This is a genomic window from Xanthomonas dyei, from assembly GCF_002939865.1.
Taxonomy (GTDB): Bacteria; Pseudomonadota; Gammaproteobacteria; order Xanthomonadales; family Xanthomonadaceae; genus Xanthomonas; species Xanthomonas dyei.
In genome coordinates this window covers 1-20,157 of the sequence record NZ_MDEE01000051.1, presented here as the reverse complement: position 1 = coordinate 20,157, position 20,157 = coordinate 1, and the positions used below count along the sequence as shown (strand labels likewise).

Annotated in this window: 15 protein-coding genes and 1 tRNA gene; 5 read left to right on the top strand and 11 right to left on the bottom strand. The window is 62.9% G+C overall.

Translation table 11 applies throughout. From position 1 onward, the window contains the following. Nucleotides 1-118: 118 nt before the first annotated feature. Nucleotides 119-1,972 carry a putative bifunctional diguanylate cyclase/phosphodiesterase gene (locus XdyCFBP7245_RS21080; RefSeq protein ID WP_342352099.1) on the bottom strand — a complete coding sequence of 618 codons (1,854 nt, stop codon included), beginning with the start codon at nt 1,970-1,972 and terminating at the stop codon, nt 119-121. Between the two features lie 426 nt (nt 1,973-2,398). Between XdyCFBP7245_RS21080 and XdyCFBP7245_RS21075 the strand changes: the two genes are divergently transcribed. Then, complete coding sequence (locus XdyCFBP7245_RS21075; protein WP_104617357.1) at nt 2,399-3,391, top strand: glycoside hydrolase family 5 protein; 993 nt, start codon at nt 2,399-2,401, stop codon at nt 3,389-3,391. A 55-nt stretch (nt 3,392-3,446) separates the two neighbouring features. Here the strand turns inward: XdyCFBP7245_RS21075 and XdyCFBP7245_RS21070 are convergent, their stop codons facing one another. Then, nucleotides 3,447-4,013 (bottom strand): response regulator transcription factor, encoded by a 567-nt coding sequence (locus tag XdyCFBP7245_RS21070; protein ID WP_104617351.1) that lies wholly within the window; start codon nt 4,011-4,013, stop codon nt 3,447-3,449. Then, nucleotides 4,010-5,236, bottom strand: a complete 1,227-nt coding sequence (locus XdyCFBP7245_RS21065) for an ATP-binding protein (RefSeq protein WP_104617350.1) — start codon at nt 5,234-5,236, stop codon at nt 4,010-4,012. Before XdyCFBP7245_RS21065 ends, XdyCFBP7245_RS21070 begins: the two co-directional genes overlap by 4 nt. Nucleotides 5,237-5,356: 120 nt before the next feature. Here XdyCFBP7245_RS21065 and ispG point away from each other — a divergent pair, with 120 nt between their 5' ends. Together ispG and XdyCFBP7245_RS21055 are read left to right on the top strand one after the other, a co-directional pair. Next, nucleotides 5,357-6,622: a flavodoxin-dependent (E)-4-hydroxy-3-methylbut-2-enyl-diphosphate synthase gene (gene ispG, locus XdyCFBP7245_RS21060; protein ID WP_104617349.1), complete on the top strand. Its 1,266-nt coding sequence runs from the start codon at nt 5,357-5,359 to the stop codon at nt 6,620-6,622. Continuing rightward, complete coding sequence (locus XdyCFBP7245_RS21055) at nt 6,603-7,301, top strand: phosphatase PAP2 family protein (protein ID WP_104617348.1); 699 nt, start codon at nt 6,603-6,605, stop codon at nt 7,299-7,301. Before ispG ends, XdyCFBP7245_RS21055 begins: the two co-directional genes overlap by 20 nt. 133 nt (nt 7,302-7,434) lie before the next feature. On the opposite strand, the gene XdyCFBP7245_RS21050 is transcribed toward XdyCFBP7245_RS21055, so the two are convergent. The 8 genes from XdyCFBP7245_RS21050 to amaB form a co-directional block, all read right to left on the bottom strand. After that, nucleotides 7,435-8,739 carry an MFS transporter gene (locus XdyCFBP7245_RS21050; RefSeq protein WP_104617347.1) on the bottom strand — a complete coding sequence of 435 codons (1,305 nt, stop codon included), beginning with the start codon at nt 8,737-8,739 and terminating at the stop codon, nt 7,435-7,437. A gap of 163 nt (nt 8,740-8,902) precedes the next feature. Continuing rightward, entirely contained in the window at nt 8,903-9,580 is a 678-nt protein-coding gene (locus XdyCFBP7245_RS21045) for an aspartate/glutamate racemase family protein (RefSeq protein WP_104617346.1), read from the bottom strand. A 202-nt stretch (nt 9,581-9,782) separates the two neighbouring features. Further along, nucleotides 9,783-10,694 (bottom strand): DMT family transporter, encoded by a 912-nt coding sequence (locus XdyCFBP7245_RS21040; RefSeq protein ID WP_104617345.1) that lies wholly within the window; start codon nt 10,692-10,694, stop codon nt 9,783-9,785. After that, nucleotides 10,688-11,740 carry a UDP-N-acetylmuramate dehydrogenase gene (murB, locus tag XdyCFBP7245_RS21035; RefSeq protein ID WP_104617344.1) on the bottom strand — a complete coding sequence of 351 codons (1,053 nt, stop codon included), beginning with the start codon at nt 11,738-11,740 and terminating at the stop codon, nt 10,688-10,690. Before murB ends, XdyCFBP7245_RS21040 begins: the two co-directional genes overlap by 7 nt. Continuing rightward, nucleotides 11,737-12,792, bottom strand: coding sequence for a quinone-dependent dihydroorotate dehydrogenase (locus tag XdyCFBP7245_RS21030; protein ID WP_104617343.1), 1,056 nt, complete (start codon nt 12,790-12,792; stop codon nt 11,737-11,739). Before XdyCFBP7245_RS21030 ends, murB begins: the two co-directional genes overlap by 4 nt. Before the next feature lie 4 nt (nt 12,793-12,796). Then, a complete protein-coding gene (locus XdyCFBP7245_RS21025; protein ID WP_170068735.1) occupies nt 12,797-13,564 on the bottom strand; it encodes a class I SAM-dependent methyltransferase in 768 nt (255 codons plus the stop codon). 2 nt (nt 13,565-13,566) lie between these two features. Continuing rightward, nucleotides 13,567-13,851 (bottom strand): DUF4190 domain-containing protein, encoded by a 285-nt coding sequence (locus XdyCFBP7245_RS21020; protein ID WP_104617341.1) that lies wholly within the window; start codon nt 13,849-13,851, stop codon nt 13,567-13,569. A 331-nt stretch (nt 13,852-14,182) separates the two neighbouring features. Further along, nucleotides 14,183-15,715 carry an L-piperidine-6-carboxylate dehydrogenase gene (gene amaB, locus XdyCFBP7245_RS21015; protein WP_104617340.1) on the bottom strand — a complete coding sequence of 511 codons (1,533 nt, stop codon included), beginning with the start codon at nt 15,713-15,715 and terminating at the stop codon, nt 14,183-14,185. A 135-nt stretch (nt 15,716-15,850) separates the two neighbouring features. Between amaB and XdyCFBP7245_RS21010 the strand changes: the two genes are divergently transcribed. Together XdyCFBP7245_RS21010 and XdyCFBP7245_RS21005 are read left to right on the top strand one after the other, a co-directional pair. Further along, a tRNA-Arg gene (locus tag XdyCFBP7245_RS21010) sits at nt 15,851-15,927 on the top strand. A gap of 821 nt (nt 15,928-16,748) precedes the next feature. Next, nucleotides 16,749-20,157 (top strand): DUF6531 domain-containing protein (locus XdyCFBP7245_RS21005; RefSeq protein ID WP_244907878.1); only part of this gene is annotated, 3,409 nt, incomplete at its 3' end.

Below are 20,157 nucleotides of genomic sequence, written 5' to 3'. Positions count from 1 at the left end.
GCCGCGTTGCGTTATAGCGTTCATCGCTGGCGTAGCAACCAGTGACAGTCACGTTGCTTGCAGGGCGAGCGGCTGCGTAGCGGCAGCGCGCGATGGTGCAGGCATCAGCTGCGCGTGCTTACACCCGCGCCGCAGCTAGGCTTGCTGCAAGTAACGTTGCCGGCGCGTTGAATTGCGTGTGCCACGGCGTCTGTAGCCAGGTTTCCAGTGCGGCGGCCGGCATCGGCTTGGCGATCCAGTAACCCTGGCCTTCGTCGCAGCCCCACGCGCGCAACTGCGCATACGCCTCGGCCGACTCGATGCCTTCGGCCACCACGCGCTGGCCCAGGCTGTGGCCGAGCTGGATCATCGCCGGCACCAGGGTGCGGTCGGTGCGGTTGTCCGGCAGCGAGCGGATGAAGGATTGATCGATCTTCAGCGAGCTGGCCGGCAGCTGCTTGAGATAGCTGAAATTGCTGTAGCCGGTGCCGAAATCGTCGATGGCGATGTGCACGCCCAACGCGGCCACATCGGCCAGCTGTTCTGCCAGATGATCGGGGTGGCGGATCATCGCGCTTTCTGTGAATTCGATTTCCAGCCGGCACGGGTCGAGCTTGTGACGTTCCAGCCCGCGTCGCAGCATGCCGGCAAAGCCGGGGCGGTCCAGATCGCCCGCCGACACATTCAAGGCCAGGTTGAAGTCCAGGCCCTGCTGCTGCCAGCGCGCGGCCTGGGCGATGCCGTTATCGATGACCCAGGCGGTGATGCGGTTGATCAGCGCGGTCTTTTCGGCCATCGGTATGAAGTCCGATGGCATCACCGGGCCGATCATCGGGTGTTGCCAGCGCAGCAGCGCTTCCACCGCCACACAGCGGTTGTCGTTCAAGTCCACGCGCGGCTGGTAGTGCAGGCGCAGCTGGCTGGCGCTGTCCAGCGCGGCGGGCAGGGCGGCAAGCAGGCGAAAGGTGTTGCGCTGCGCCACGTCGTGCTTGCGCTCGTACAGGCTCCACACCTGGCAGCGTTCGCGGGAGATGTCCACTGCGGTGGTGAGCGAGCGGATGGTGTCGGAAGCGCCGTAGCTGGTCTGCAGCGACACCGCGCCGATCGAGGCCACCGCGGTGTGCGGAATGCCCTGGTGATCCAGCGGTTCGGTAAATGCCTTGGAGACCTTGTTGCACAGGCCGGACAGGCGCTGGGTTTCGGCCTGGGTGAGGAAGCCGAAGGTGGTCGGGTCCAGCCGATACAGCAGCGTGTTGGCGGGCAGATAGGCGGCCAGGCGACGTTGCGCCAGCGCGACATACCCGTCGGCGTAGTCCCAGCCCAGCGCCTTGACCATGTCGCGGAAATAGTCGCTGCCGCAGATGTCCACCGCCACCGCAGTGGTGGCCGGTGCGGTATCGCGGTGCGACAGCCAGGCATCCAGATCTTCGCCGAAGCGCGCACGATTCGGCAGCCCGGTCGGCCCGTCGCGATAGGTGGTGCTGCGCAGGTTTTCCACCCGCAGCACGGCCAGGTCGCGCAACCCTTGCAGGCGCGTCATTGCCTCCGCATCCAGGCCTTCGCGTGGGCTGGTGCCGATCACGCACAGGGTGCCGATGCGGTGACCGTCCTTCAATTGCAAGGGTGCCCCCGCATAGAAGCGGATGAAGGGCGGGCCCAGCACCAGTGGGTTGTCGCAAAAGCGCGGATCCAGCGTTGCATCCGGTACCACCATCACCTCGTCCGAGCGGATCGCGTGCGCGCAGAACGCCTGGTCGCGGGGGGGTTCCGTTGCCTCCAGGCCCACGCGCGCCTTGAACCACTGGCGATGTTCGTCCACCAGCGACACCAGCGCGATCTCCGCGCCCAGGCTGCTCGCAGCCATCGCGGCAATGGTTTCGAACACCGGGTCCGGTGGCGAATCCAGCAGGCACAGGCCGCGTAAAACGGCCAGACGGGTGGCTTCGTCGGACATGGGAGGCGTTTGGGTATCGGGGGCGGGCTGCGATTGCATGTGGCTCTATCGGCCTCGGCCGTATCCACTTGACGTGGTCGCGCTGGGGTATTCAGCTGCCAGCAGCGCAATCGCATGTTGCAGCGCGAAGTACCGAGCGCGCGTGGGATGGCTGCGGTGCATACGGCAGGTGCGGTTTTCGCGCTGCAACACCGCAGTGCGCAATGTCACGCATCGCGTGCGCGTTGCGCTGTCAGGCTGAGCGCGCTTTCCCCCAAACATCGCACGACGCTTAAACGCACGGAAGTTAACGTTACCAGCGCGCCGGCACGTGGTCTGCGCGCTCGGTCTGCATCCGGCAATTTTTTCGGATCTGTGAACCAGCCGCAGATTGCGCCCGCCCGCCATCGGCACGGTGGGGCGCACGTGGGCCGGGCATGCGATTGCGTGCCGGCGTGCCCGCGCTACCCACTCCTGGAGCCGATCATGAAGATCTTCAATCGTCTGGCGCAGCGCGCAGTGCTGCTGATCGCCGGTCTGGCGCTGGCCTCGGCCGCGCATGCCGGCCTGTCCGTGTCCGGTACGCAGTTGCGAGAGACCAATGGCAACCCCCTGGTCTTGCGCGGCATCAATCTGCCGCATGCCTGGTTTGCCGATCGCACCGATGCGGCGCTGGCGCAGATTGCCGCCACCGGTGCCAACAGCGTGCGCGTGGTGCTCAGCAACGGCCACCGCTGGAACCGCACGCCGGAGGCGGAGGTGGCGCGCATCATCGCGCGCTGCAAGGCCCTGGGCCTGATCGCCGTGCTGGAAGTGCACGACACCACCGGCTACGGCGAAGACGGCGCGGCAGGCACCCTGGCCGATGCCGCCAACTACTGGACCAGCGTGCGCGGCGCGCTGGTGGGGCAGGAGGATTACGTCATCATCAACATCGGCAACGAACCGTTCGGCAACCAGTTGAGTGCCAGCGAATGGGTCAACGGCCATGCGCGTGCGATCGCCACGCTGCGCAACGCCGGCCTCACCCACGCGTTGATGGTGGACGCTCCCAACTGGGGCCAGGACTGGCAGTTCTACATGCGCGACAACGCTGCCGCGTTGCTGGCGCGCGACAGCCGCCGCAATCTGGTCTTCAGCGTGCACATGTACGAAGTGTTCGGCAACGACGCCACGGTGGACAGCTATCTGCGTGCGTTTCGCAGCAATGGGCTGGCGTTAGTGGTCGGCGAATTCGGCGCCGACCATCGCGGCGCGCAGGTCGATGAAGCGGCGATCATGCGCCGCGCGCGCGAGTACAGCGTCGGCTACATGGGGTGGTCTTGGTCGGGCAACGACAGCAGCACACAATCGCTGGACATCGTGGTGGGCTGGGACCCTGCGCGGCTCAGCAACTGGGGACGCACGCTGATTCAGGGCCCCGACGGCATCCGTGCGACCTCGCGCAGGGCGAGCATCTTTGCGCCACGGCGGCGCTAAGCGCAACGCACCGGCGCACGCCTGCGCGCAGCCTGGGCGCCCATCAGCGCTCAGCTCAGCGTAACGGTCCCGGGCTGGGCCGCTTGGTCAGCTTGCGCTGCAGCGAGCGCCGATGCATGCCCAGCAAGCGTGCGGCAGCGGAGACGTTGCCGCCGGTTTCGTGCAGCGCCTGCTGAATGTGTTCCCACTGCAGGCGGCTGAGCGGAGTCATCATTTCCTGCGCGGTTTCTTCTTCGTCCGGCTCGGGCAGGTCGTCGTCTTCTTCGCCCAGCGCCCGCATGATGGTGGGGATATTGGCTGGCTTGGGCAGGTAGTCGTCGGCGCCGAGTTTGATCGCCTCCACTGCGGTGGCGATGCTGGCGTAGCCGGTCACCAACAGGATGCGCATGTCGGCGCGAATCTCGCGCAGCGGCTGGATCAGGCTCAGGCCGGAATCGTGGCCGAGCTTGAGATCGACCAGCGCAAAATCCGGCAACGCGCTGCGCGCGATCGACAGCGCGCTTGCCGCATCGGTGGCGGTCAGGGTTTCCACGCCGCGTCGCGCCAGGCTGCGTTGCAAGGTGCGCAGGTACAAGGTGTCGTCGTCGACCAACAGGCCGGTGCGGATCGGAGTGCTTGTCATGCCAAGGCCTCGTGTTCGGAAAGCGGCAGGCGGAAACCGACGCGGGCGCCGCTGCCTTCGGCTGGCAGCATCCACAACTCGCCCTGCAGGCGCTCGACGGTGGCATGCGACAGCGCCAGACCGACGCCCATGCCGTCGTGCTTGCCGCTGTTGAACAAGGTACCCGGCAACATGGCTTGCGCGGTGTCGAAGCCGGGGCCGTAGTCGCGGACTTCGCCGCTGAGGTGGTCGTGTTCCACCCGCAAGGTCAGATCGATCTGCGGGCGCCCGGCGCGTTCGCCGGCGTCGGCGGCGTTGTTGAGCAGCACCATCAGCAGATGGCTGACGCCGGGCTGCAGCATCAGCCGCATCGGTGCGTCTTCATTGCGGCGCAGCTCGATGGTGGGGCGGACCAGCCGCCATTGCTCCAGCACCTCCTGCACCGCCACCTCGCGGCTCAAGTGGCCATTATCGGCCGGCGCCGCCAGCGCCAGCACGCGCTCGTGGCACTGCACCAGCAGCTCGCGCAAGGTGTCTAGGTCTTCGCGCAGTTCGTTCTGATCGCACTGGTCGGCGATGTCGTCCACCAACAGCGTCATCGTGGCCAGCGGCGTGTTGAGTTCGTGCGCCACCGACGCCGCATGCGTTGCCAGCGCCACGATGCCTTCGTTGCGGGCGAAGCGCTCGCGCAGGGTGGAGATTTCCCGTTCGCGTTCGCGCATCGACAACGCGAGCCGGGTGGCGAAGGCCAGCACCACCACCGTGGACAGCAGGAAGTTGGCCGCCATGCCCCACATATGCAGGCTGAGCGGGTCGAAGCTGCCGTACGGCAACGGCAGGCCGAACGCGGCGCTGACCACATAGCCGGTCACGCACGACGCCGCCACGGCCATCGCCCAGCTCAGCGGCAGGGCCAGCGCGGCCAGCGCGATCAACACCAGGAACAACGAGCCGAACGGGTTGGCGATGCCGCCGCTCCAGCCCACCATCCAGGTCAGCACCGTCACATCGACCAGGATGTGGCCGAACTCGGTGGCCGGGCTCACCGCGCCGCGATGCGCCACGCGCAGCTGCGCATACAGGTTGAAGATCGCCAGCGCAGCGACGCCTGCCCATAGCGGTTGTTGCGGCAGGCGCAAGCCCATCAGGCCGGAGGCGACCAGGATGGTGGCGGCCTGGCCGGCGGTGGCGAGCCAGCGCAGGCTGCACAGGGTCCTTAGGAAGGAAGCGTCGGAGCTGTTCATCTCGGCAATGCTATGCGCTCAGGGACCTGATGGCCTGCGACAAACCGTCGCATCGGCCGGGATGGCGGCCCGCACGACGCTTCAGCTGTGAGCGGACGGCGGACAGGCTAAAATAGCGCCATGTATGACGCCGTGACCCGCCCAACCCCTCCCGCCGACGCCACCGCCTGGCCGCGCCGCATCACCCGGGCCGTCAAGATCGGCAGCGTGATCGTGGGCGGCGGCCATCCGGTCGTCGTCCAGTCGATGACCAACACCGATACCGCCGACATCGCCGGTAGCGTCAAACAGGTGTCCGAACTGTGGCGCGCCGGCTCGGAGATGGTGCGTCTGACCGTCAACAACGCCGAGTCCGCCGCCGCCATCCCGCGCATCGTCGACAAGCTGCGCATGATGGGGATCGAAGTGCCGCTGATCGGCGACTTCCATTACAACGGCCATCAGCTGCTTGCTGCCGAGCCGGCCTGTGCCGAAGCGTTGGCCAAGTACCGCATCAATCCGGGCAACGTCGGGTTCGGCAAGAAGAAGGATCTGCAATTCGCGCAGCTGATCGAATTCGCAATCAAATACGACAAGCCAGTGCGCATCGGTGCCAACTGGGGCTCGCTGGACCAGTCGCTGGCCGCGCAGCTGATGGACGAAAATTCCAAGCGCGACACGCCGTGGGATGCCAGCCGCGTGTTGCGTGAGGCGCTGATCCGTTCTGCGGTGGATTCGGCCGAGCGTGCGGTGGAGCTGGGCTTGTCGCGCGAGCGCATTATCTTGTCGGCCAAGGTGTCCGGCGTGCAGGAGCTGATCGCGGTGTATCGCGACATGGCCGCTCGCTGCGATTTCGCGCTGCACCTAGGCCTGACCGAGGCCGGCATCGGCAGCAAGGGCATCGTCGCCTCGGCTGCGGCCTTGAGCGTGCTGCTGCAGGAAGGCATCGGCGACACCATCCGCATTTCGTTGACGCCGGAGCCGGGCCAGTCGCGCACCCAGGAAGTGGTGGTGGCGCAGGAGCTGCTGCAGACCACCGGCCAACGCGCGTTCACCCCGATGGTCACCGCGTGCCCGGGCTGCGGCCGTACCACCTCCGAGTTCTTCCAGGAGCTGGCCGGCGTGGTGCAGAACCATGTACGCGCCAAGATGCCGGAGTGGAAGATTTCTAACCCCGGCGCCGAGAACATGACCCTTGCGGTGATGGGCTGCGTGGTCAACGGCCCGGGCGAATCGCGCCACGCCAATATCGGCATCTCGTTGCCGGGCACTGGCGAAGCGCCATCGGCGCCGGTGTTCATCGATGGCGAAAAAAGCGTCACCTTGCGTGGCGAAAACATCGCGTATGAGTTCATCGATCTGATCGATCAGTACGTCGAACGCACCTATGTCCGCCGCGCCGGCTGAATCGCCGGCCGGTTTCAGCGCGTGGTTGCGCAACAATGCATGGCGGATGGCGCTGCTGTTTGCCGGCGTCCTGCTGCCGCTGGGGTTGTTCGTCGACCTGGCCGATGAAGTGCATGAGCTGGAAAACTTCTATTTCGACGAGCCCTTGCTGTGGAGCATGCGCAGCATCGCCACGCCCGGGCTGGATACGTTTTTTGGCGTGATTTCCAAGGTGGGTTATCAATACGGCGTGATCCCGATCGATATCGCGATCGTGCTGGTACTGCTGGTGCTACGGCGCTGGCGCGAGGGCACTTTTGCGGCGCTGGGATTTGCTGGTTCGGCGTTGTTGAACATGGGCGCCAAGCAGTTCTTTCAACGCGATCGGCCCAGCCTGTGGGAGTCGATCGCGCCGGAAAGCACGTTCAGTTTCCCCAGTGGCCACGCGATGGGCTCGATGACGCTTGCCGCAGTGATCGTCGCGCTGGCATGGCGCACGCGCTGGCGTTGGCCGGTCACCATCGCCGCCAGTCTGTTCGCCGCGTTGGTGGGTATTTCGCGCATCTATCTGGGCGTGCATTACCCCTCCGACATCCTCGGCGGTTGGTCGGCTGCACTGGTCTGGGTGGTGGGGCTGTATCTGGTGATGTTCCGCGGCACGCGGCGCCCGCATTGGCGTCGTCCGGTCGTGTCGGGCTAAGCGAGGGTAACCGGGCGACTGCGTAATCGGCAGGCATGTGCGGCTGATGTTCGGTGCGGCATGTGCAGGTTGTATTCGGTTGCTCAGTGCTGGCCGCCCCGGTCAACGATTGCTCGTTCTGTCAGATGCCGTTCTACGCAGAGGGATGTCCGGCACGTTCCCGGCGCCATAGCTGTCGTCCAATCGTCGTGCCGATCACTGCCAGTAACACCATGTAATAGCCTGGTCCCATGGGATGTTGCTTGGCCAGCATCACCACCAGCAGCGGTGTCAGCCCACCGAACACGGCATAGCCCAGGTTGTAGGCGAACGACACGCCGGACAGGCGCACTTCCGGCGGGAACACCTCGACCATGATGCGCGGGATCACCCCAAGCACGCCCAGTGCGGCGCCCAGCAGCGCATACAGCGGAAACACCAGCTGTGGATCGCCGGCCAGGCGGTAGAACACCCATGCCGCAACGCCCAGCGCGACGCTACCGATCAGCAGCACGCGCCCATTGCCGTAACGGTCGGCCAACGCACCGGCCAGCACCGACCCCGCAGCCTGCAGCACGATCGCCAGGCTATTGGCCTGCAGCGCCACTGCCGCCGGGTAGTGATAGCTGCTCTGCAACAGGCCAGGTGTCATCAACGACACCACCAGTACGCCGCCGGCCACCATCCAGGTCAGTGCCAACGACAGCAGCACGCCAGGCCGATGATCGCGCAGCACCAGCTTGAGCGGGGTTTCGCGCGCCAGCGCTCGCATGGCCACCAGTTCTGCGAACACCGGCGTTTCGTGCAGCCAGCGCCGCAAGTAGACCGATACCAGCCCGAACACGCCGCCCGCCAGGAACGGCAGCCGCCAGGCATAGTCGGCGATCTCGGCAGGGCTGAAGTGGCGGTTGAGGGCGCCGGCGCCCAGTGAACCGAGTAACACGCCACCGGCCAGGCCGGCGGTCAGGGTGCCGCAGGCGAGTCCGGTGCGGTGCGCGGGGACATGCTCGGCGACGAACACCCAGGCGCTGGGCACCTCACCGCCAATCGCGGCGCCCTGCAACAGGCGCGCGCCCAGCAGCAGCAGCGGCGCAGCGATGCCGATCTGCGCGTAGGTCGGCAACAGGCCGATGCACAGCGTTGGCAACGCCATCAGCAGCAGGCTCAGGCCGAACATCCGTTTGCGACCGAGCAGGTCGCCGAAATGGGCCATCACCATGCCGCCGAGCGGACGCACCAGGTAACCGGCGGCAAAGATGCCGAAGGTCTGCAGCTGGCGCATCCACTCCGGGATGCCGGGAGGGAAGAACAATTCGCCCAGCACCGCGGCAAAAAAGATGAAGATGATGAAATCGTACAGTTCCAGCGCGCCGCCCAACGCAGACAAGGCCAGTGTCTTGTAGTCGCCGCGTTTGAGCTGCGACTTCGGTGCAATGCCGGTGGGTGGATGGGTCTTCACGGCGTGACATCCTGTGGCGGGTGGGGGCGCACGTGCGCCTGAGCAGCGGTGCATGCGCAGGCAGCAATGCTAGCGCGTCAGGAATTGCAGCTTGCATGCTTGCGCTGGATGGCACGTCTGCGGGCTTCGGTAAACGCGTGGTGTCTGCGCCCGAGGTGACGCATCAAGCGCGCAGGCTGGCCAGTGCCGCTGCTTCGGCGTGCAGCACGGCGGTATCGAATAGCGGCCGCGCTGCATCGCCTGCATCCACCAGCAATGAAATCTCGGTACAGCCAAGCACGATCGCCTGCGCGCCTTGCCGGTCGAGTTCGGCCATGACCTGACGAAAATACGTACGCGACCCGGCATCGATCACGCCCTGGCACAGTTCCTCGTAGATCACCCGATGCAGTTCCGCACGCGCATCGGCAGGCGGTATGACGACCGTCAGGCCGCGCGCTTCCAGACGCTGGCGATAGAACGGCTGCTCCATGGTGAAGCGCGTGCCGAGCAGGCCGACCAGGGTGATGCCCGCCGCGAGCAAGGCATCGGCGGTGGCATCGGCGATGTGCAGCAACGGCAGTGGCGTTGCTGCGGTGATCGCATCGGCGACGCAGTGCATGGTGTTGGTGCACAGCACGATGAAGTCCGCGCCGCCGGCGTGCAGCGCACGCGCGGCCGCCGCCATTTCGCGTCCGGCGCCTTCCCAGTCGCCGGCGTGCTGTAGGCGTTCGATATCGTGGAAGTCGACGCTGTACAGCAACAGTCGGGCCGAATGCAGTCCGCCACGTTCGCGGCGAATGGCCTGATTGATGTGTCGGTAGTAGGGCAGGGTGGACTCCCAGCTCATGCCGCCGATCATCCCGATGGTTTTCACGTGCAGTGTCCTGGTGCAACCGGGTTCGCCCGCATGGTCGCACACGATCTCAGGTGCATGACAGCAGTGACGGAGACGCCGTCGGCATCTGCTCAGTGCGCGACAACGCTATCGCCGCAGTCGTGATGTAGGTGGGATGCAGAGACAGACGCGCTGCAGCCGCACGCATCGCGTCACTGCTGCTGCATCATTCGCCCGGCTTTGCCCCCTCCACGGGCGCGTGCGTGGCAGCGCGACGCGCCAGCACGGTTTCGCGATGGGCGATATACACATTGGCGCCGATGATGATGGCCGCGCCAATCAACGTGTGGCGTTCGATCGCCTCGCCGAACAGCCACCAGCCCAGCAATGCTACCAACGGCAGTTGCATGAAGCTGATCGGCTGCAGCGCCGAGACTTCGCCCAGCTTGAGCGCACGGGTCCAGAACAACTGCCCGGCAGTGCCAAAGACGCCGGTCGCCACCAGCCATAGCCAGTCGATGCCGTGCGGCGAGGTCCATTGAAACAGTGCCGGAATCAGCGACATCGGCACCCAGAACACATAGGTATAGAACACCACGGTGTCGGAATCGTCGCTGCGCGACAGCTGCTTGATCTGGATCGCGACAACCGCGCTGATGACAGCGGCCAGCAACGCGATCAGCAGCCCGGGCGTGAATGTGGACGAGCCCGGCCGCAGGATCACCAGCACGCCGACAAAGCCTGCCGCCACCGCCAGCCAGCGTCGCATGCGCACCTGCTCGTGCAGCCATACCACCGCCAGCACGGTGACGAACAATGGCGTGGAATAGGACAGCGAAATCGCCTGCGACAACGGCAGGTGGCCGATCGCCCAGAACCCGCACAACATCGACGCCAGGCCGATCAGCGTGCGCGCCAGATACTGCGGCAACTGCCGGGTGCGCGGCAGCGCCTTGCCTGGTCGCAGGATCAACGGCAGCAATGCCATCAAGCCGAACGCGTTACGAAAGAACGCAATCTCGGTGGTGGCGATGTTGCTCGATGCAAACCGGATGGTGATGGCCATCAGGCCGAAGGCGAAGGTACTGGTGAGCATCCACAGCGCGGCACGACGCGAGACCTGCGTTGCAGTCACCAATGCGCTCCGATGATGCGCGGCTCCGGTTCCAGGATCACCGAGTAGCGCTCGCGCACCGATTCGGCGATGCGCCGCGCAAAGTCGAGCAACTGCGCGCCGCTGGCAGTGCCGTAGTTGACCAGCACCAGCGCGTGGTCGGGCGACACGCCGGCATCGCCTTCGCGCTGGCCCTTCCAGCCGCATTGCTCGATCAACCACGCGGCCGACAACTTGCCCTGGCCTGGCTGTTCGCCGGGATACACCGGCATGTCGGCGAAGGTGGCCTGCAGCGCGGCGATCTGTTCGCTGGGTAGCAGCGGGTTCTTGAAGAAGCTGCCGGCATTGCCCAGCACATCGGGGTCGGGCAGCTTGCGTCGACGGATGTTGATCACCGCCTGGGCCACGTCGGCCGCGCCCGCCAGCTCGGCGCCCATGCTGGCCAATTCTTCGCGAATGCCGGCGTAATCCAGGCGTAGCTCATGCAGCAATGGGAGATTGAATTCCACCGCCACAATCAGATAACGCTCGGGCTGCTGCTTGAACACGCTGTCGCGGTAGGCGAATGCACACTCGGGCGCGGTCATCCGCACAAACTGCTGGCCAAGCCGATCGAACGCTTCCACCACGTGGATGAAGTCGCCCACCTGCGCGCCGTAGGCACCGATGTTCTGGATCGGGCTGGCACCGACGGTACCGGGGATCAATGCCAGATTTTCCAGTCCGGACAAGCCTTGCTGCAACGAATACAGCACCAACGCATGCCAGTTCACACCGGCCCCGGCGCGCACGATGGCGTGGTCGGCGTGGTGCGCGATGATGGCGATCTCGCGGTTTTCGAAACACAGCACGTAACCTTGCGGGTCGCCGGCCAACAGCACATTGCTGCCGCTGCCAAGCACCAGCAATGGAAGCTCGGCAATCTCCGGCGCGGCCAGTGCCTGCGGCAACGCCTCGGGCGTGTGGATGCTCAGCAACCAGCGCGCCGTTGCCTCGACATGAAACGTGTTGAGCGCACGCAGCGGCGCATGCGCACTCAAGCTCCAGCCGGTCTGCACTGCATCGCTCATAGCGGCGAGACCGCGCCACCGCTGGGCGCTTCGCGGCGACGGCGGATGGCATCGACGCATTCGCCAATCAGCGGCGGACCGCGATACACCAGGCCGCTATAGCACTGCACCAAGCTCGCGCCGGCCGCCATCTTTGCCACCGCATCGGCGCCGGAATTGATGCCACCCACGCCGATCAATGGAATCGACTCGGGCAGGCGCGCGCGCAGGCGCCGCAATACCAGCGTGGATTGCCCCAGCAAGGGCGCGCCCGACAAGCCGCCGGCCTCGCCAGCCAGCGGATGATTGGCAATCAAGGTGCGCGTCACCGTGGTGTTGGTGGCGATCACGCCATCCACTGCCAGGTCGGCCAACACACGCGCGGCGGCATCGATGTCGCGGTCGTTCAGATCCGGCGCCACCTTCACCAGCATCGGCACGCGCTTGCCATGTTGCGCGGCCAAGGCTTCCTGAGTTTCGCGCAGATCGGCGATCAGCCGACGCAGCGCTTGTTCTTCCTGCAGTTCGCGCAAGCCGGCGGTATTGGGCGAGGAAATGTTGACGGTGATGTAGTCGGCCAGCGGATACACGCGCTCCATGCAGTAGCGGTAATCGCTGGTCGCTTCTTCGTTGGGCGTGTCCTTGTTCTTGCCGATGTTGATACCCAGCAGCCCGCCACGTCGGCGTGCGCGCTGCACATTGGCCACCAGCGCATCCACGCCCAGATTGTTGAAGCCCATGCGGTTGATCACCGCCTGGTATTCCGGCAACCGGAACATGCGCGGCTTGGGATTGCCTTCCTGTGGCCGCGGGGTCACCGTGCCGATCTCGATAAAGCCGAAGCCCAGCGCCAGCAGCGCGTCGATGTGTTCGCCGTTCTTGTCCAGGCCGGCGCCAAGGCCGACCGGGTTGGGAAACATCAGGCCGAATGCCGGCGTCGGCAGCGGGACCGGGCGCTTGGCCAGTAGCGACGTGGTGCCGGTGCGGTAGGCGGTGTCGATGGAGCGCAATGCCAGCGCATGCGCGCGCTCGGCATCGAGGGTGAACAGCAGGGGGCGGGCAAGCGAATACATGGGGTCAGTTCAATGTCCCTGCGAACACGCGGGTCTGGTATTGGAAGTCGATCTGCCCGTCCTGTGCGTGCGCGTCGAACAGCGTGCGCAGCGCGGCGAGCATCGGTGCATGGCGTGGGTCGTGTGCGAGCGGCGCATATGAAGACGACAACAGGCGGCCGCGCAGTGCGTCGAAATCCAGTCGCTGCACATTGGGAAAGCGCGCCATCGCACGGAACCCATCGCCGAACCACGCCTGCATGGTCGCATCGTCCTGGTAGCGTTCTGCCACTGCCGAGTAGCCGGTGCCGTAGTCCAGCAACAGCTGCTCGTAGCCGCGCAAGAAGGCGGTGGTATCCAGCTCGCGCGAGTTCCAGTAGATCACCGCCAGCCCGTCGGGCCGCAACACGCGCGCCCATTCGGCACGGATGGCCTGGGTGTCGAACCAGTGGAAGGCCTGCGCGGCAGACACCAGACCCATGCTGGCATCGGCCAGCCCGGTGGCTTCGGCTGTGCCATCGATGGCCTGAAACTTGGGGAAACCCGCCAGCCATTGCTGCGCGGCCTCACGCATGGCCGGATTCGGCTCCACTGCCGTGACCGCATAGCCGGCTTCCAGAAATAGCCGGCTGGAAATGCCGGTGCCGGCGCCGATATCGGCCACCGCGGTCGCCGGGGTGATGCCAAGTTCGTCATGCAGCCAGCGCAGCAACTGCGGCGGATAACTGGGCCGGTAGCGCACATAGGCCGCCACGCGGTCGTTGAAACGCTGGGCCGAGGAGGGCGCGGCCATGCTCAACTGTTTGCGGCCGCAAGCCAGGCCAGGCCGCCGAAGAACAGCACGAAGATCGCAATGGCGATCACCCACATGGCCGCTGCCAGCCAGCCGAGGATCAGCCCGCCGATCGCCAAGCCGTCGCCTTCCAGCCCCTGCGGGTTGCGGCGGATTTCTGCGCGCGCCAGGTGGCCGGTGATGATGGCGCACACGCTGCCAAGGACCGGGATCAGCGTCCAGCCGAGAATGCCTGCGACCAGGCTGACGATCGCCATGGCACTGGTCTGTCGAACGACAACGTTCATCATGAACTCCTAGAGATTGACGGCAGCAGAGGGCTGGCGTGGCCCGATTATCCCAGAGCGGCCGCCCGAATGGCGTGCCGTCTGCGGCGGAAACGCGATCGCCGGGCCATCGGCTGCCGGGGCGGGTGGCCTGAACTGTCTGATTGCGTGGGGCAGGGAGGCGTTATCAATGCGCTCACGGTCCCGGCCGAGACGTTATCGGCGCTTGGCGAACCGCTGCGGGGTGGCGCGTGCCGTTCTCTCTATCGCGATTGCGGGCCGCCCGTAGCAGGGTGACCATGCGACACCTGCAGCGCGCCGGCAATGGCTGGGCGCGCTGCGATGTGATCGATTACAGATCGAACTTGATGCCCTGCGCCAGCGGCAGCGAGTCGGAGTAATTGATGGTGTTGGTCTGACGCCGCATGTAGACCTTCCACGCATCCGAGCCGGACTCGCGACCGCCGCCGGTTTCCTTTTCGCCACCGAACGCACCGCCGATCTCCGCACCGGAGGTGCCGATGTTGACGTTGGCAATGCCGCAATCGCTGCCCGCAGCGGACAGGAACTTCTCGGCCGCTTTCAGGTTCTGGGTAAAGATCGACGACGACAGGCCCTGCGGCACGCCGTTCTGCAGGTCGATCGCCTCATCCAGCGTGCTGTACTTCATCACGTACAAGATGGGGGCGAAGGTCTCGTGCTGCACCACCGCGTCGCTGTTCTGCAGCCCGGTGACAATGGCCGGCAGCACGAAGTTGCCCGGGCGATCGATCGCGGTGCCGCCTACTTCCACCGTGCCGCCGGCCGCCTTGGCCTTGGCGATCGAGGCCAGGAACTGCTCCACCGCGCCACGGCTGTTGAGCGGGCCCACCAGGTTTGCCGGGTCGGTAGGGTCGCCGATCTTGCTGTCGAGCTGCTTGTACGCCTTGACCAGCGTGGCCAGCACGTTGTCATAGATGGAGTCATGCACGATCAGGCGGCGCGTGGTGGTGCAGCGCTGCCCGGCGGTGCCGACCGCGCCGAATACGATGCCGGGGATGGCCAGCTTCAGGTCGGCGGTCTCGTCCAGGATGATGGCGTTGTTGCCGCCCAGCTCCAGCAGGCAACGGCCCAGGCGGTGCGCAACCTTCTCGGCCACCACACGACCGATCTGGGTCGAGCCGGTGAAGCTGATCAGCGGGATGCGGGTGTCTTCGACCAGCTTTTCCGACAAGGAAGTGCCGGCATCGTTGATCAGGAAGAAGATGTCCGGAAAGCCGGCATCCTTGAGCGCTGCGTTGCAGATCTTCATCGTGGCGATCGCGGTCAGCGGGGTCTTGTTGGACGGCTTCCAGATGCAGATATCGCCGCAAATCGCCGCCAAAAACGCATTCCACGCCCACACCGCCACCGGGAAGTTGAACGCGCTGATGATGCCCACCAGCCCCAGCGGCTGGTACTGCTCATACATGCGGTGACCGGGACGCTCCGAATGCATGGTGTAGCCGTAGAGCATGCGGCTCTGGCCCACGGCAAAGTCGGCGATGTCGATCATCTCCTGCACTTCGCCATCGCCTTCGGGCTTGCTCTTGCCCATTTCCAAGGCCACCAGCGAACCGAGCGCATCCTTGTGCTTGCGCAGCGCCTCGCCACACAACCGCACTGCCTCACCGCGACGCGGCGCCGGGGTGGTGCGCCACACCTTGAAGGCCGCCTGCGCGCGCGCCACGATCAGTTCGTAGTCGTCCGGCGTGGTCGCCTGCACATCGGCGATGACCGCATTGGTGGTCGGATTGAGCGGCTGCAGCACGCCGGCGCCGGTGGCCTGCGACCAGGTCGCCTCGCCGAGGTAAGTGCCGGAATTGGACGCAGCGAGTTCGAGCGCCTTGAGCAGGTCAGCGGACATGGAATCTCCTGGAAACAGTGGCGGTCGCGCGGCAGCCAGGGCCGGCAGCGACACGGGTAGCCGCCGATTTTAGCAGGCTCCACCCACCACCGGCCGGCTTGGCAAGCTGGCTGAACATGCGACAATGCCGCCCTTGGCCCCGTAGCTCAGCTGGATAGAGCGTCCCCCTCCTAAGGGGAAGGTCGCCCGTTCGAATCGGGCCGGGGTCACCATTGGCGGTAACCCAGCGACGCCATTGTCCATGCGTTTTCCGCGGGCCTGGAAGGTTTAGTTGCCACCATTCGATCAAATTGATCTATCTGCTTGGTGCTTGGAATGCCAACGCAGCTGAGTCTGTTATCCAGTGGCCAAGTCACCAACAGCAACGCTCCTCGAAACCTCCTCGGCGCTAGATTGAGTACCTACGCGGCACTTGGAGGACCAGATGCGGCATCGATGTACTGATCAACGCGGTGGCACTCCGACGTCTAATACCCTTGGGCTAGGGAATTTGACTCTAAACTGAGGCGCTACTCAAAATCGCGGAGGGGGGGCGAAAATTTCGATCAGAATCGAATTGGTCACGCCCTGGCAAATACATGCAACATTCATGTGTTATCTAAGCGTGCAGGTGGAAGGTGTTTGAGCCGTAGTTTTTAAGCTTGACGCGAATTAAGTATGCCTCTGGGCTTCAGTGGAAAGAGTCAAATTTTTGTTTTTACCCATCATCGTGGTAATGAAATTTTAATTTAATTAAATCTTTAATCACAGGGAGTGTGGTGTGAATATTGTGGCGGGTACATTAGGTCGGTGTTTCAATTTTTGCTTGTCTGTCGGATTGCTGTCTACTCTTTCAATAGATGCAAATGCGGCGACTTACTACGGGCCTCCGTACACACTTAACACCATCTACGGTAATCCAAAATTTGAATCGGCAGGCGCCGGTGTGTATTGGATTATTGGTCAGATGACAAAGGGTTGTATAACAAAGCCCCAAGGATGTTCGTCCTGGCCGGTGGTTAGGTACAATGCGACCACGTCGGGAGCAATTGTCATGTGGCCGAATGATGTATCTGGCTATTTTGTTACTCCAACGACCTATTCTGTCGGTTCGCCGAGAAAGAATCTTGGCAGCTGTAACATGTCCTGTAGTGGAGGGCTGGGCACCGGAAGGGACGGGACCGGGCCGCGCGGAAGCCGCGATAGCGCAGCTGACGCAAATAAACCTGGATCTGTATTTGAAGGTGACCCTATCAATACGGCGACAGGGAATTTTTATCGTCAAGATACAGACTACGACAATCCAAGTGGTCTTGTATTTCGGAGGTTTTACAATAGCTCGTTGTCGGTGACCTCTACCTCAATGGGGAAGCAATGGCGCCATTTCTTTGATCGTGGTCTGGAAATCCAACGTTCTACGACCGCAATCACTGACACTCAGGCGATCAATGCCCATCGCCCAGATGGAAGCTCGGTAACGTTCAACTTGACTAATGGCGTCTGGAAGGCTAGCGCCGATTACTCGGAAACGATTGTCGAACGACCAGATGGTGCGGGTTTTGCACTGGCGATCTCAGCAACCCAGCAGACAGAGATTTATGATGCAAAGGGACTTTTGCAGGAGGTCTACGATAAGTCAGGCCAGAGGATCTATCTGCTGACCTACAGCCTCCCCGATGCCACGGGTGTTGGTGGTCGAGTTCTTTTGAGCGCCGCTGATAGAAGCGGACGGAAGATGAACTTTGACTACGATAGTGAATCGAGGTTGGCTGGGATAACGCTTCCTGATAAAGGGAGGGTTGTTTTTTCATACGATGTAAATGGCTATCTGGCATCAGTGAAGTACCCAGACGGAAAGTCGGTCGGCTATCTTTATAATGAGAGTAATTTTACTGGGGGTAATTCGCTTCCTGGCGTGATGACAGGCGTAACTGATGAAAAAGGTGCTCGTTACGAGACGGTCACATATCAATCAGGTAGAAAAGCGACATCGGCATCATTCGCTGGCGGGGTTGAAACTACGAAGATCGACTACGATGCGTATTCTACAAATGGGATTGTTAATTCATCCCTGATTGGTCCATTAGGAGTGCGTAGTTATCTTAAGTTCGTTGATGCCGCGACCGGTGCGATACGTTTTGCAAGTTCTGGTTTGCCTTGCGGCACACAGTGCAACCAGCCATATAAGTCCATAACCTACGATGCAAATGGTTATGTCGCGTCAAAAACAGACTTCCAGGGTAATAAAACGCAGACTAGTTTCGACACGAATGGTCTACTTCAGCAACAGATTGATGCAGTAGGCTCCACACAGCAGAGAACGATCAACACGATTTGGAACGCAGGAATCCGTGAGCCCCTTGAGCGCACAGTTCTCGACGCTGGTAATGTCGTCAAGTCGAAGTCGAAGTCGAAGTGGGCCTACAATGCTGTTGGCCTGCAAACGTCCCGTTGCGAGATAAACATGGCCGTGGCGGCTGCTGCTTCCTACGACTGTGGGAGTGCCACGAATGCACCAGCAGGCGTTCGTCAGTGGCGCACGAGCTATTGTGAAAAGGTGGACGCAGTCAACTGTCCGCAATTGGGCTTGATTCTTTCATTGGACGGTCCACTTACGGATGTGAACGATGTTACGACGTACCGCTACTTTACCTCCACTGATGAATCTGGGTGTGGTACGGCAGGTGGCCAGTGCCATCTTGCTGGCGATCTCTTTCAGGCTACAAATGCTATAGGGCAGGTCACCACATACGCGTCATATGACGCCAATGGCAAACCTGCACGAGTCGTCGACTCGAATGGGATGGCGACTGATATCAGTTACGCGCCTCGCGGATGGCTGACTTCCAAAATTGTCAGATCAGCTCCCGGTGGCGCTGCTTCTACGCAGGATCGCGTAACGACGATCAAGTATGACGAGACAGGAAATGTAAAGCAGGTGATAGAGCCGGATGGCAACGCGGTGACTTACGGCTATGATCCGGCACACCGTCTGACCGATATCACCGACGACGCAGGTAATAACGTTCATTACGTCCTTGATGCGGCCGGGAATCGTCTGACGGAAGACGTCAAAGATGTATCCGGCAATGTCAAGAAAACTCTAACGCGCGTTTACAATAAGCTCGGGCAATTGGAGACGCAGGCAGATGCGTCTGCTAATCCGACTGATTTTGCCTACGACCTCAACGGTGATTTGACATTGGTGACCGATGCGCTGGGTCGCAAGACGCAGCTGGATCCCGATCCGCTGCGTCGCGTCGCGCGCACGCTTCAGGATGTTAACGGTCTTGCGGTAGAAACGACACAGCAGCTGGATGCCCTGGACCGCGTCACTGCCGTAATCGATCCAACGGGTCTGACTACGCGTTACGAGTACAACAGCCTCGGGGATCTTGGCAAGCTCACTAGTCCTGACACTGGCGCAACAACTTATGGCTACGACGCTGCCGGCAACCGCACACTTGAAGCGACAGCTCGTGGGGTCAAGATCAGTTCGAGTTATGACGCGTTGGGACGACTGACCAAGCTGAGCTATCCAGCTAGCACTTTCAATGTCATTTATACCTATGACTCCGTGCCAGCTAGCTGCCAGGCAGGAGAGACATTCGCGACCGGCCGCTTGGCGTCCATCAAGGACAGTAGCGGGGCGACGGAGTACTGCTACAACAGCTTCGGCGATCTGGTGCGTAAGCAGCAGACGACCAACGGCAAAGTCTTGGTGTTGCGCTATGGCTACACCACGGCTGGTCGTCTGGCGAGTGTGATCTACCCGGATGGAGCCAAGGTCGACTACGTTCGCAATGGACTCGGCCAGGCCATCGAGGTGGGTTATACCCCGGCGACGGGCGTACGCCAGATCCTTTTGAAAAACGCCAGCTATCTTCCGCTCGGTCCGGTTGCAGGCTGGACCTACGGCAATGGTCGTGTACTCACGCGTGCTTATGATCAGGACTACCGGCCAAAGGCGATTCAAGACATAAGTGCGGGGGGATTGGATGTTGGCTTCGGCTTCGATCCTGTGGGCAATCTCTCTAAGCTGACCCCCGCAGGCAGCACGGTTGCGGATGTCACGCTTGGCTACGACTCGCTTGGACGTTTGACCGAGTTCAAGGATGGAGTGACCGGCACAGTGCTGGATGGCTACAGCTACGACAAGACCGGCAACCGGCAGAGCAGTAAGTCGGCCGCCGGCGAGGTCGCTTACACCTATGAAGCGAACAGCCATCGGCTAACGAAAGTGGGTGCAATACCACGTGTCTACAACGCCGTAGGCGATACAACCTCGATCAACGGAACCGAGCGCGAATTCGTTTACGACGTGACCGGCCGCATGAGTCAGGTCAAGCGCAATGGCACTGTGGCCCGCGAGTGTCGACTCCCCATAAAATTGATCCATCCATCACTACAGGTCTCCGGGCATACTAGCCAGCGAGGAGACCAACGATGCGCAAGAGCAAGTT